This is a genomic window from Pantoea sp. Ft-CA_14, from assembly GCF_024520875.1.
GTDB lineage: Bacteria > Pseudomonadota > Gammaproteobacteria > Enterobacterales > Enterobacteriaceae > Pantoea > Pantoea agglomerans.
Window position 1 is genome coordinate 173180 of sequence record NZ_JALNPM010000005.1, and the last position, 12664, is coordinate 185843.

Here is a 12664-nt window from a genome sequence, read left to right on the forward strand (position 1 = left end):
CATGAAAACGGCTTTTCGTACTCCGCTTCACGCGCTGTTGTTGCTCTCGGGCCTCGCGGCCTCAACCCTGTTGCAGGCGGCCGACGCGCCCGGCGGCAAGCTGGTGGTTTACACGTCGCAGGCACCTGAAATTGCGCAACAGACCATCGATGCGTTTAAGGCCGCGTATCCGGCGGTGGAGGTGGAGTGGACCCGCAACGGCACCACTCAACTGATGAACGTGCTGCGCACGGAGATGATGAGCGGCCAGGTCAAACCCGATGTGCTGCTGGTGGCCGACGCGATCAATCTGGGCGCGCTCAAGAAAGAGGGGCAGCTCTATTCATATCCGGCCGCCCCGGTCAGCCACCTTAAGCCTGCCTATTACGATGCGGATAAAACCTTTTTCGGCACCAAAATTATCGCCACGGTGATCGCCTATAACACCCAGCGTGCGAAGCCGGTCAGCAGCTGGAAAGCGCTGGCAGTAGAAGAAAACAGAGGCCAGATTGCGGTCCCCAGTCCCCTCTATTCCGGTGCGGCGCTCTATAAGCTGCATACCGATATCCATACCCCGTCGATTGGCTGGGCGTTCTATCAGCAACTGGCCGCCATCGGCATTGCGCCACAGGGCGGTAACGGACCGGCGCTGAAAGCGGTTGCCAGCGGCATGGATAAGTATGGCGTGATCACAGATGCCGATATTATCCGCGCCAAAAAGCAGGGATCGCCCATCGATCTGGTCTATCCGCAGGAGGGCGTCTCCTATGTGACCGAGCCGGTGGCGATCATGAAGTCGGCGCATAATCTGCCGGCCGCCAAAGCCTTTGTTGATTTCATGCTGTCGGAAGCAGGACAGCAGCTGGTGGCGAAGCAGGGCAACCGGCCGGTCGATGCCCGCGTGGCGGCACCCGGTGGCTTTGCGCCGATTGAGCAAATCACGCTGCTGACGCCGGACGTGGCACAAGCGGTGGCCGAGGATGCTCAGGTCCGCGAAACCTTTACTGAACTGTTTGGCGGCTGATCGTGAGCGTGCTGGGCAACGAATGGCGAAGAGGCCAGGCCGCCAGGCATCGCAGATGGCGGGCGGAACCGCTGGTGCTGGGCATACTGGTGCTGGTGATCGGCCTGCTGTCGGTGGCACCCTTTGCCCGGCTGATGGGAACCGCGCTGGCACCGGATGGCATACTGGATAGCGATCGCCTGCTGAGATTGCTGACCAGCCGGCGGGTACTCAGTGCCACGCTGAATACCCTGGCGATCGGCATCAGCGCGACGTTGCTGTCGCTGCTGCTGGGAACGGTGGCCGCCTGGCTGGTGGCGCTCACCGATTTGCGTGCCAAAGCGGCCTGGGTATTCGCCTTTATCCTGCCGCTGATGATCCCGCCGCAGGTGACTGCGCTGGCCTGGATACAGGCGCTGGCACCGGGCAGTCTGCTGGCCACAGCGGTGAATGCGCTGGGCGGGACATGGCTGGCACCCGGTCAGCAACCGCTCTATTCCGCGACCGGCATGGTACTGCTGCTGGGTCTGCACAATGCGCCGCTGGTGTTCCTCACGGTGCGGGCTGGCCTGCGTCGACTCCCCGCCGAACTGGTGGAGGCGGCCCGCATCAGCGGCGCATCACCCCGGCAGATTCTGTTCACGGTGATCCTGCCGCTGGCGCGCCCCGCGATCTTCGCCGGGGCGGGGCTGGCGTTTGTCGCTGCGGTCGGGAATTTCGGTATCCAGGCGATGCTGGGTATTCCGGCGCGGGTGCCGACGCTGATTACGCTGGTTTATCAGAAGCTCAATACCCTCGGCCCCGGTGCGCTGCCCAATACCGCCGTCTACTCGATGCTGATTGCGCTGATCACCCTCGCCGGGATGCTGATTAGCGGCTGGCTGGGCGGACGACGCGATGTCCGGGTCAGCGGATCGCCACGACCCTGGCACCAGCCGCTGCGGCGCGCGCGACTGCCGGGCGAAATCATCGCCTGGCTGTGGATGGTGATCACCTTGCTGCTGCCGCTCAGCGCATTGCTCACCACCGCCTTAACCCGCGGTTTTGGTCAGGCTCTGAACTGGCAAACCCTGACGCTGGAGAATTTTCAGCAGGCGCTATGGGGCTATCCGGCGATACGGCAGGCGTTCTTTACCAGCCTGTGGCTCACCGGCCTGACGGCGCTGCTGCTCAGCGTCATGGCACTGTTCCTGGCTTTCTTTCTCAGCTGGCATCGTACCCGGCTGGTGCGGGGGCTGGGATTCGCCAGTGAGCTGACCTATGCGCTGCCCGGCATTGTCACCGGCGTGGCGGCGATGCTGTTTTTCCTGCGGCCGCTGCCGCTGCTGGGATTTTCCCTTTACGGAACGGTGTGGATTATTCTCGCGGCCTATCTGGCCAATTTCCTGGCGCTGGTGTTAAGGCCGACGCTGGCCGGGTTCGCGCAAATCGAACCGTCACTGGATGAGGCGGCGCGCTTATGCGGCGCGGGTCTGATGCGGCGGATGACTGACATCCTGCTGCCGCTGGCGGCGCCTTCTGTGCTGGCCGGTGCGCTGCTGGTGTTCCTCACCGCGCTGAATGAAATACAGGTTTCAGTGCTGCTGGTTACCGCGCAAACCCAGACGCTTGGCCCGACCATTATTTTCCTGGATGAAGGCGGATCGGCGCCGCTGGCGGCGGCGGTCGGATGCCTGATGATCGGGATCGTGCTGGGCTTAATGCTACTGGCCTCACGACTGACGCGCCGTCTGCCGCAGGGAGTCCTGCCATGGCAAGCCTGACGGTGATCAGCGGCGTCGGCGGAAAACTGCCTGCCGCTTTCCTGCTGGAGATAGAGGGATACCGTCTGTTATGGGATTTAGGTGCCGGGCCGGAGCCGGGCGTCCGGCCCGCAGTGGACGCCATCGGCCAGGTCGATGCGCTCTGCCTGACCCATTCCCATGTGGATCACGCGGCGGCGCTGGATAGCTGGGCCGACATCGGTTCACCGCCGGTCTATGCCAGTGAGATCACCTGGCAGCAGCTGGGCGAGGCTGGCGTGCCGGCTCAGGCGCGACACATCCTGCCATTGCGCGGCCAGTGCGCGCTGGGGCCGCTGAATCTCTTTACCGGTCGCAGCGGGCATTCGCCAGGATCGATCTGGTTTCATCTGCCGATTGCGGGTGGCATCACCTATATGGGCGACTGGAGTCGCGAATCGCTGCTGTTGCCGTTTGATTGCCCGCCACGCGCACGGCTGTTGATTACCGATGGTTCCTATGGCGACCGCAATCAGCGACTGGCGCAGCAGATCGATGCGCTGGCCCTGGCGGCACAAGGGGGCGCCGTGGTCACCGCGCCGCTGCACGGGCGCGGCCCTGAGATGGCGCTGCAGCTCAGCGCTCGCGGGCTGCCGGTGGTGATGTGTCCCCAGGTGCGCGAAGAGGTGGCGCAGTTGCTGGCGCTCAACAGCCTGCCCGCCGCGGCGATGCTGGCGCTGGCCCGGTTATTGCGCGTCGCAACACCCGACCACTGGCGACCGGATACGGTTATTGTCGCGGCGGATGCGGTGGCTGACAGCGGGCTGGCGGCGCAGCTCAGCCATCAGCCCGACTTTCGTCTGATCTTCAGCAGTCACGTTTCCAGCGGCACCCGTGCCTTTGAGATGCTGCAATCCGGCATGGCACGCTGGCTGCCGTGGAATGTGCATCCGCCACTCGACGATCAGCTGGCGCTGATCAGACAGACGGCGGCCCAGAAAGTGATCCCGGCGTTTGTCGCGCCGCAAGAGTGCCAGCAGCTGATGAGTCAAAGTCCGGCAATGCTCTGCTGGCAGCACCGTTATTCGCTCTCCTCGCGCTGGGAGCGGGTCGCCTGACGCGCCGCCACCGCGGAGTCATTGAACATTTACTCGCCGCTGCCGATAAACCCCTTATAAACACTGATTAATCTTCTTAATGCGCTTGTCATCTCAGCTCTTTTCGGCTGTAGTCTGCGCACGCTATTAAGAACATTCCTAAGCCGTCATCCGGCTACAGAGCAGCAGGCTAATCACAATGGATAATAACTCTGAGGTCATCTATCGCATGCTGGTACAAAGCGTGAATGATTACGCCATCACTATGCTAAAACCTGACGGTATCATCGGCAGCTGGAATCAGGGTGCTCAGCGCACGATAGGCTATACGCCAGACGAGATGATTGGCTGCAGCTTTGCCCTGTTGTATAGCGAAGAAGATCGCCGCCGGGGCCTGCCGCAGCGTGGGCTGGATATGGCTGCCACTGCCGGACACCATGAAAGCGAAGGCTGGCGCTATCGCAAAGATGGCAGTGCTTTCTGGGCACACGAGACGATCGACCCGATACGCAATGACGCCGGTCTGCTGGTGGGATACGCCTGTATTACCCGCGACTGCACTCAGCAGCAGGAGCAGCAGCGCAAAGAGCGGGAGCAGGAGATGCGCTTCCGCCTGCTGGTGGAGGGCGTTACCGATTACGCTATCTATATGCTCGATCATGACGGCAACGTGGTGAACTGGAATGCCGGGGCACAGCGCGCCAAAGGCTATGTGGCGGAAGAGATTGTCGGCCAGCATTTTTCCCGCTTCTACAGCGCCCAGGATCGCCTGAACCGTGTCCCGGAACAGAACCTGCAAACCGCTTATCGCACTGGCCGTTTTGAAGATGAGGGCTGGCGCTACCGCAAAGATGGCAGCGCCTTCTGGGCGCATGTGGTGATCGACACGATCCGCGACGATCAGGGCAAGCTGCTGGGCTACGCTAAAATCACCCGCGACTGCACCGAACAGCAGCGCGTCCGCAGCCAGCAACGGGAGCAGGAGCAGCGTTTCCGTCTGCTGGTTGAAGGGGTCACCGATTACGCCATCTATATGCTCGATGTCGACGGCGTGGTGGTGAACTGGAATGCCGGTGCGCAGCGTGCCAAAGGGTACAAAGCGGATGAAGTGGTGGGTCAGCACTTCTCGCTGTTTTACAGTTCCCAGGAGCGGCTGAACCGCATCCCGGAAGCGAATCTCGGTATCGCGCTTAAGACCGGCCGTTTTGAAGATGAAGGCTGGCGCTACCGCAAAGATGGCAGCGCCTTCTGGGCGCATGTGGTCATCGACGCGATCCACGATGATGACGGCAAGCTGGTTGGCTTCGCTAAGATCACCCGCGACCGCACGGAACGCCGTGAGCAGGAGCAGCAGGTGCTGCGCGCCAGGGATCTGGCTGAAGCCCAGAGCACCCAGAAAACCGCGCTCTCTAAATTCCTGGATAATATCATCGCCAACATTCCCTCCTGCGTGATTGTGGAAGATGCGATCACCCGCGAGATCCTGCTGGTTAACGATCGCACTCAGCAGCTGTTTGGCCTGTCGAAATCGCTGATCGTCAACAAGCGCCCGCATGAATGTATGTCGCCCGAACTCAGCGATTACTTTAATAATCTGGCGGATGTTGCGCTGCGCAGTGAGGGCATGCATGAGCGTGAGCAGTTGCTGATGACCGCCAGCGGCGAACGCATTCTGCATACCCGCGCCACCGCGATTAACGGTCAGGATGCGCGACGTAACTACCTGATGCTGCTGGTGGAAGATGTCACTGACCAGCGCGCTGCTGATGCCCGTATTCACCATATGGCGCACCACGACAATCTCACCAGCCTGCCGAACCGCATTCTGTTCCGCCAGCGTCTGAGTGAAGCCTTGCGCACTGCCGGTCAGATACAGCGCCAGACCGCCGCGCTCTGCCTTGATCTCGATAACTTTAAAAATGTGAACGATGCGCTGGGCCACCAGATTGGCGACGAGTTGCTGCGCAGTGTGGCTAAGCGTCTGCGTAACGCGCTGCGTGACCAGGATACTCTGGCGCGTATCGGAGGCGATGAGTTCGCCATCGTGCTGCCTTCGGTGGCCAGTAATGAAGAGGCGAGCATTGTGGCGCAGCGCCTGATTGAGGCGATTCGCCCGCCGGTCAACGTTGAAGGCCATAATCTGTCGGTCGGGCTCAGCGTGGGTATTGCGCTCAGCACCACCATTACCAATACGCCGGAGCAGCTGCTGCGCTGTGCGGACATGGCGCTTTATGAAGCCAAACGTAACGGCCGCAACCGCTATGAGCATTTCACGCTGGAGATGGACGATGTGGCGCGCAGTCGACGCCTGATAGAAAACGATCTGCGCGATGCGATTAGCGGCGGGCATCTGCGGCTCTACTATCAGCCCATCACCAACGGCGATAACCGCACCATCATTGGCTATGAGGCGCTGATGCGCTGGCATCATCCGATTCGCGGGCTGATCATGCCCAACGACTTCATCCCGATCGCTGAAGAGACCGGCCTGATTCATATGCTGGGGGCGTTTGCACTCTACGAAGCCTGTCGCGAAGCGGCGAGCTGGGAAGGGGAGCAGTCGGTCTCGGTCAACCTCTCACCGCTGCAGTTTAAAAACAGCTCGCTGGTGCCGGTGGTGGAAGGCGCACTGAAAGAGTCGGGTCTCGATCCGGCACGGCTGGAGGTTGAGATCACCGAATCAGTGCTGCTGGATGATTCGCTGGGTAATATCCGTACCCTGCAAAATCTCAAGGCGCTGGGCGTGCAGATTGCGCTGGATGATTTCGGCACCGGCTATTCGTCGCTGAGCTATCTGCGATCTTTCCCGTTCGACAAAATCAAAATCGACAAATCCTTTATCAATGATATGGGTGACAGCCGCGAGGCGCTGGCGATTATCCGCGCCATCACCGGCATGAGTCGCAGTCTTGATATCCAGATTACTGCCGAAGGGGTGGAGAGCGATGAGCAGTTCGCTAAGCTGCGCGATGAGGGCTGTACCCTGTTCCAGGGCTTCCTGTTCGGACGGCCTCAGCCGTCGGAACTGCGGCTGAAAACGCTGGGTTAATCCGCGCCGGGTTAATCCATACCGTGTTAATCCATACCGTGTTAATCATAGAGGCCATGCTGCTGGACCGGCGCATGGCTGAGATTATCGCGAATGCGCCGCACCGACTCGCGCACCACCAGCCTGCCATTCAGCAGCAGGCTGCCGGTGGGTGTGCCTGGATTCAGTCGCATCTCCTGCAACATTCTCACTGCCGCTGCGCCCAGCTCATCACGCGGCACCTGCACCGAGGTCAGCGGAATATCGTGGATAGCGGCCAGGTTAAAGCCATCCATACTCATCACCGAAATATCCTGCGGCACCCGCAGACCGGCCTGCTCCAGCGCAGTGACGGCGCCCGCCGCAATGTAATCACCGCTGGCGAGAATCGCGGTCGGGCGCAGCGCATCAGGACAGTGGCGCAGATATTCACTCAGCCGCTCCGCCGCTTCATTGCTGCTGAAGCTGTTCAGGGTCAGCAGATGCTGGCGGCTGTCAAACCGCAGGTTCATGGCATGCCAGGCGTCGCGCACCCCCTGCAATCGCTGCTCCATGGTGTAGCGGCGTAAGCAATGCAGCGACAGGATCTGCCGGTGTCCCTGCTCAAACAGATAGCGCGCTGAGAATTCACCAATCAGCTGATGATGGGGCGAGACCGAAGGCAGGCGCATTCGGCGATCGCGGGCGTTAATCAGCACGCAGGGTTTGTTCATCTCCGCCGCCAGCTGATGAATATGCTCATCATCAATGCCGATCAGCAGTGCCGCTTCGGTCTGCTGCATCTTGTCGATAAACAGCGCGGCATCACTTTCCACCTCCTCCAGCGGGCAGTAGCGCAGCCGCACCTCATGCGGCTCCACCGCCTGGCTGATCCCCTGAATCACTTTGTAGTAGAAGATGTCACTGCGTACATCAAAGGCGCGCGGCGGGGCAAAAACCATCAGGTTATTCAGCAGCATGCGACCACTGTGCAGGTTGTTTAGCACGCCCTGTTGCTGCGCCACGGCCAGCACTTTGTCACGGGTGGCGGGCCGGGTATTGGCTTTACCCGCCAGCACCCGCGACACCGTACTGATGGAGACGCCGCTGAGTGCCGCAATTTCGCTTACTTTCAGCCTTTGTTTCATTCTGTGATCGCCTTCAAATCTGCTAATGAAAAATTTTTCATAATCTGCTGAATCGCGTCAGATAAGCGTTTCAGTGCCATTTTCTGCCGGGATTCAGCCTGCCATGAAAAGCGTTGCAAAAAAGTGTCTGTACCCACGTTTCGCACTTTTCTAAGTTCGTTACAGGACACACGGTACGCCAGCAGGCGGTGTGCGTCATCAATGGCAATCAGGAGTGGCACAATGAGCCTCGAATCAACAACCAAACCCATCAGTGCATCCCGCACGGTGCGCGTGATTAAAAATTTACGCTGGTGGATGCTGGGAATGTTCCTGCTGGGTGTAACCGTCAACTACATCACCCGCAACTCGCTCGGCATTCTGGCACCGGAACTTAAAAACAGTCTGCACATGACGACCGAACAGTACTCCTGGGTGGTGGCGGCGTTTCAGCTGGCCTATACCCTGTTTCAGCCAATCTGCGGCTGGCTGATCGATGTGATCGGACTGAAAATGGGCTTCCTGATCTGTGCGCTGATCTGGTCGGTGACCTGTCTGCTGCACGCCGGCGCGGGAAGCTGGCTGCATCTGGCATTGCTGCGCTTTGTCATGGGCGCCTCTGAGGCGGCGGCAACGCCCGCGAACGCCAAAGCGATCGGTGACTGGTTTCCGAAAAAGGAGCGCCCGGTCGCGGCGGGCTGGGCGGGCGTCGGCTTTTCGATTGGTGCCATGCTGGCACCACCGATTATCTATGTCGCGCACATAACGTTTGGCTGGCAGGGCGCCTTTCTGCTGACCGGCGGGCTGGGCCTGCTGTGGGTTGCACTCTGGTGGTGGGGCTATCACTCGCCCGAGAGCCATCCTCGTCTCTCTGATGAGGAGCGGGCCTTTATTAATCAGGACAACGAAGCGATCGGGGAAAAACTGCCGTTCTTCACCGCGCTGAAAGTGATTGGTAAAGAGAAGAAATTCTACGGCATCGCCATCCCGGCTTTTCTGGCAGAACCAGCCTGGGCGGTCCTGAGCTTCTGGGTACCGCTCTATCTGGCCAATGAGCGCGGCATGGATCTCAAACAGATCGTGATGTTCGCCTGGCTGCCGTTTCTGGCCGCCGACCTCGGCAGCGTTGCCAGCGGCTATCTGACCAAAATCTATGTGCGCTGGTTTGGTCTCACCCGTGTGAATTCGATTGTCGCCAGTTCGGTGACCGGCGCACTGCTGATGGTCTCCCTGGCGCTGATGACGCTGGTAAAAGATCCCTGGCTGGCTATCGCCCTGATCTCCGTCGGTGGCTTTGGCCATCAGGTGATCTCCTGCATGCTGAGCGCGCTGGTGGTGGAGCGTTTTGATCGCCGCCAGATGGCCACGGTCAATGGCATGCGCGGCTCCTGCGCCTGGATCGCCAGCTTTATCTTCTCGCTGATTATCGGTGTCACCGCCGATACCATCGGCTTCAATCCGCTGTTTGTGGCGATGGGCTTCTTTGACCTGATTGGTGCCGTTTTCCTGGTGATGCTGGTCGCCGAACGCCGCCAGCGCCCTGCTAACCCATAAGGATATCGCGATGAAAACCCTGAAGAACTGGACGCTGCATCAGCAGGCCGATCACTTTGTTGAACTCAAGGTCGAAGATCGTCACTTCCTGCGGCTTTACGTGCTGGAGGATAAGCTGATGCGCGTGCTGCTGAAGCGCGACGGTGAGCTGGCGCTGAACCGCACCTGGAGCATTGCCCCTGTCAGCGACGTGCCCTGGCAGGGGCGGGATCGTGAGGCGCTGGATGGCTTTACGCTGCCAGCATTTAAGGTTGAACACGATGCGCAGCAGTTGTGCATCAGCACGCAACGGCTGCGTGTCACGGTGCATCAGCCGCTCTGCCTGAGCTGGGAGCAGTTTGATGGTGAGAGCTGGCAGCCGCTGGCCGCCGACCGTCACACCGGTGCCTATCTGCTCAATGCACACGGCGACGGGGTCGAGCACTATCAGCGTCGCCAGCCGCAGGATCGGGTTTATGGCCTGGGCGAGAAGAGCGGCGACCTGAACCGCGTTAACCGCCGTTTTGAGATGCGTAATCTGGACGCCATGGGCTACAACGCCGCCAGCACCGATCCGCTCTATAAACATATTCCGTTTACCCTGACGCAGCGCGATGGCGTCAGTTTTGGCCTGTTTTATGACAACCTGAGCAGCAGCTGGCTCGATTTGGGGAATGAGCTGGATAACTACCATCTCCCTTATCGTCGCTACCGCGCCGAGGCGGGCGATCTTGATTACTACATGATGCTGGGCCCGACGCTGCTCGACGTCACCAAAGCCTTTGTGCGTCTGACCGGTCGCACCCTGTTTCAGCCGAAGTGGAGCCTGGGCTACAGCGGGTCCACCATGCACTACACCGACGCGCCCGACGCGCAACAGCAGCTTCAATCCTTTATCCGTCTGTGTCGCGAGCATGAAATTCCCTGCGACTCGTTCCAGCTCTCTTCGGGTTACACCTCGATTAACAACAAGCGCTACGTCTTCAACTGGAACTACGACAAAGTCCCGAATCCCAATGCGCTGAGCGACGCGTTTCATACTGCCGGAATGAAGCTGGCAGCCAACATCAAGCCCTGCCTGCTGCAGGATCATCCGCGCTATCAGGAAGTGGCCGCGCAGGGGCTGTTTATTCGTGACTCTGAGCAGGATCGTCCTGAGCGGTCGGTGTTCTGGGACGATGAAGGATCGCACCTCGACTTCACTCATCCGCAGGCGGTGCGCTGGTGGCAGGAGAATGTCACCCGGCAGCTGCTGGAAAAGGGCATTGATTCCACCTGGAATGACAACAACGAATATGAGGTGTGGGATGGCGAAGCGCGCTGTCACGGTTTTGGTCAGCCGATCGCCATCAAGCATATCCGGCCGGTAATGCCGTTGCTGATGATGCGCGCCTCAATGGAAGCCCAGCAGCAGTTTGCACCGGACAAACGCCCTTATCTGATCTCCCGTTCCGGCTGCGCCGGGATGCAGCGCTATGTACAGACCTGGAGCGGCGATAACCGCACCAGCTGGCAAACGCTGCGCTACAACATCCGCATGGGACTGGGGATGAGCCTCTCCGGGCTGTTTAACGTCGGGCACGATGTCGGCGGCTTCTCGGGCGATAAGCCGGATGCCGAGCTGTTTGTGCGCTGGGTTCAGAACGGCGTTATGCACCCGCGCTTTACTATCCACTCCTGGAATGACGATCACACGGTGAACGAGCCCTGGATGTACCCGGAGGTCACGCCGATGATCCGCGAGGCGATCCGGCTGCGCTATCGCCTGATGCCCTACCTCTATAACCTGGCGTGGCAGGCCAGTGTGGAGGATGAGCCGATGCTGCGTCCGACCTTCCTCGATCATGAGCAGGATCCGCTGACCTATCAGGAGTGTGATGACTTTATGCTCGGGCGCGATCTGCTGGTCGCCAGCGTAGTAGAGCAGGGCGCGCGCAGTCGTGAAGTCTATCTGCCCCGTAACCGCGGCGGCTGGTATGACTGGCACAGCGGCAAGGCATTTGCGGGCGGTGAGACTATCACGCTGGATGCGCCGCTGGATCGGCTGCCGCTGCTTGTGCGGGCCGGTGCGGTGATCCCGCTGGGCGAGTGCGAAAGCACCACCGATGCGCGGCGCGACACGGTGCGGCAATGGCAATTATGGCCTGCCCCCGAAGGCGTGCAGACACAAGGCGAAATGTTTGATGACGATGGCGAGAGCCACGGCTGGCAACAGGGTAATGCGCTATGGCTTCGCTGGACGCTCTGCAGCAGCGCTACGCGTATCGATCTGACGGTGGAAAAACGTGGAGATTACCAGCCAGCCTGGCGGGAGATCGCGCTGTTACTGCCTGCGGGTGAAAGCCGTGAACTGTGGGTGAATGGCGTGAAAGCCGCGAGTTACCGGCTGGAATAGCGGTGCAGTGGTGTCAGCAAGACGGCAATAAGATCGGCCCCGAAAAGGGGCCGATAAACATTATTCTGCGTGGTTCTCGGTGCTCATGCGGCCCAGATCTTTATCGACCAGGAACAGACCGTTGCCGCTGTTGCTGACAAGCGCCAGTTTATCCAGCACGGTTTTGAACAGCTTCTCTTCTTCATGCTGCTCGGCAACATACCACTGCAGGAAGTTGAAGGTAGAGTAATCCTGTGAGGTCATGGCAGCATGGGCCAGTTCATTGATTTTGCTGGTGATCAGCTGCTCATGCTCCAGCGCCTGCTGCAGAATTTCATTCAGTGAAGTGAAAGAGACTGGCGGCGCAGCGATGGTACCCAGCACCGGCATGCCGCCGGTATCGCTCAGGTAATCAAACAGACGCTGCATATGCTGCATCTCTTCGCGTGAATGCATCTTCAGGAAGGAAGCGGCACCCTCAAAGCCTTTGTCGCTGCACCAGGCGCTCATTTGCAGATAAAGATTGGCAGAGAAAAATTCCAGGTTCAGCTGGTCGTTTAAACGCCCAGTCATTTCAGCAGTCAGCATGGCCGAGTCCTTTTAAGAAGATGTTAAATAAACAGGTATAGTCGGTGGATTATGCATCAAATATGTTAGTAAAGCGAAGGCTTTTCCGCAAAAACAGCCAATTTATCTGATTGATTTAAATAGAATTATTTCACAAATTGAATACGAGCGATTCTCATTCTGCATCACTCCTTATCGGGCAACAAAATCAAGGTTTCAGCACCATGATAGTGCGCCCGGTCGCTATCCTGCTGGT

The 12664-nt window shown here is 59.5% G+C and carries 9 protein-coding genes; 6 read left to right on the top strand and 3 right to left on the bottom strand.

Annotated elements, in window-relative coordinates:
* Position 1: 1 nt before the first annotated feature.
* The 4 genes from NR195_RS10230 to NR195_RS10245 all read left to right on the top strand — a co-directional run bounded on the left by NR195_RS10230 (position 2) and on the right by NR195_RS10245 (position 6849).
* Positions 2–1003, top strand: a complete 1002-nt coding sequence (locus NR195_RS10230) for an ABC transporter substrate-binding protein (protein WP_010248999.1) — start codon at positions 2–4, stop codon at positions 1001–1003.
* A 2-nt stretch (positions 1004–1005) separates the two neighbouring features.
* Positions 1006–2745 carry an iron ABC transporter permease gene (locus NR195_RS10235; protein ID WP_256849121.1) on the top strand — a complete coding sequence of 580 codons (1740 nt, stop codon included), beginning with the start codon at positions 1006–1008 and terminating at the stop codon, positions 2743–2745.
* Positions 2733–3821 carry an MBL fold metallo-hydrolase gene (locus tag NR195_RS10240; RefSeq protein WP_033780687.1) on the top strand — a complete coding sequence of 363 codons (1089 nt, stop codon included), beginning with the start codon at positions 2733–2735 and terminating at the stop codon, positions 3819–3821. The genes NR195_RS10235 and NR195_RS10240 overlap by 13 nt, the downstream gene beginning before the upstream one ends.
* A 178-nt stretch (positions 3822–3999) precedes the next feature.
* On the top strand, positions 4000–6849 hold the full coding sequence (locus NR195_RS10245) for a bifunctional diguanylate cyclase/phosphodiesterase (RefSeq protein WP_010671103.1): 2850 nt from the start codon (positions 4000–4002) through the stop codon (positions 6847–6849).
* 41 nt (positions 6850–6890) lie between these two features.
* Here NR195_RS10245 and NR195_RS10250 read toward each other — a convergent pair whose 3' ends face one another.
* Together NR195_RS10250 and NR195_RS10255 are read right to left on the bottom strand one after the other, a co-directional pair.
* Entirely contained in the window at positions 6891–7955 is a 1065-nt protein-coding gene (locus NR195_RS10250) for a LacI family DNA-binding transcriptional regulator (protein ID WP_256844487.1), read from the bottom strand.
* Positions 7952–8206: a hypothetical protein gene (locus NR195_RS10255; protein ID WP_256844488.1), complete on the bottom strand. Its 255-nt coding sequence runs from the start codon at positions 8204–8206 to the stop codon at positions 7952–7954. The genes NR195_RS10250 and NR195_RS10255 overlap by 4 nt, the downstream gene beginning before the upstream one ends.
* Here NR195_RS10255 and NR195_RS10260 point away from each other — a divergent pair.
* Both NR195_RS10260 and NR195_RS10265 read left to right on the top strand, forming a co-directional pair.
* Entirely contained in the window at positions 8178–9488 is a 1311-nt protein-coding gene (locus tag NR195_RS10260; RefSeq protein ID WP_010248988.1) for an MFS transporter, read from the top strand. The two genes, NR195_RS10255 and NR195_RS10260, sit on opposite strands and share 29 nt — an antisense overlap.
* 10 nt (positions 9489–9498) lie before the next feature.
* Positions 9499–11862: a TIM-barrel domain-containing protein gene (locus tag NR195_RS10265; protein ID WP_033785612.1), complete on the top strand. Its 2364-nt coding sequence runs from the start codon at positions 9499–9501 to the stop codon at positions 11860–11862.
* Between the two features lie 60 nt (positions 11863–11922).
* Here NR195_RS10265 and ftnA read toward each other — a convergent pair whose 3' ends face one another.
* Positions 11923–12429 (bottom strand): non-heme ferritin, encoded by a 507-nt coding sequence (gene ftnA / locus NR195_RS10270; protein ID WP_010248984.1) that lies wholly within the window; start codon positions 12427–12429, stop codon positions 11923–11925.
* Positions 12430–12664 lie beyond the last annotated feature (235 nt).

Excerpts from the sequence above, each read along its gene's own strand:
- NR195_RS10230 (WP_010248999.1), top strand. The coding sequence starts at position 2 with ATGAAAACGGCTTTTCGTACTCCGCTTCACGCGCTGTTGTTGCTCTCG.
- NR195_RS10240 (WP_033780687.1), top strand. The coding sequence starts at position 2,733 with ATGGCAAGCCTGACGGTGATCAGCGGCGTCGGCGGAAAACTGCCTGCC.
- NR195_RS10245 (WP_010671103.1), top strand. The coding sequence starts at position 4,000 with ATGGATAATAACTCTGAGGTCATCTATCGCATGCTGGTACAAAGCGTG.
- NR195_RS10250 (WP_256844487.1), bottom strand. The coding sequence starts at position 7,955 with ATGAAACAAAGGCTGAAAGTAAGCGAAATTGCGGCACTCAGCGGCGTC.
- NR195_RS10260 (WP_010248988.1), top strand. The coding sequence starts at position 8,178 with ATGAGCCTCGAATCAACAACCAAACCCATCAGTGCATCCCGCACGGTG.
- NR195_RS10255 (WP_256844488.1), bottom strand. The coding sequence starts at position 8,206 with ATGGGTTTGGTTGTTGATTCGAGGCTCATTGTGCCACTCCTGATTGCC.
- NR195_RS10265 (WP_033785612.1), top strand. The coding sequence starts at position 9,499 with ATGAAAACCCTGAAGAACTGGACGCTGCATCAGCAGGCCGATCACTTT.
- ftnA (WP_010248984.1), bottom strand. The coding sequence starts at position 12,429 with ATGCTGACTGCTGAAATGACTGGGCGTTTAAACGACCAGCTGAACCTG.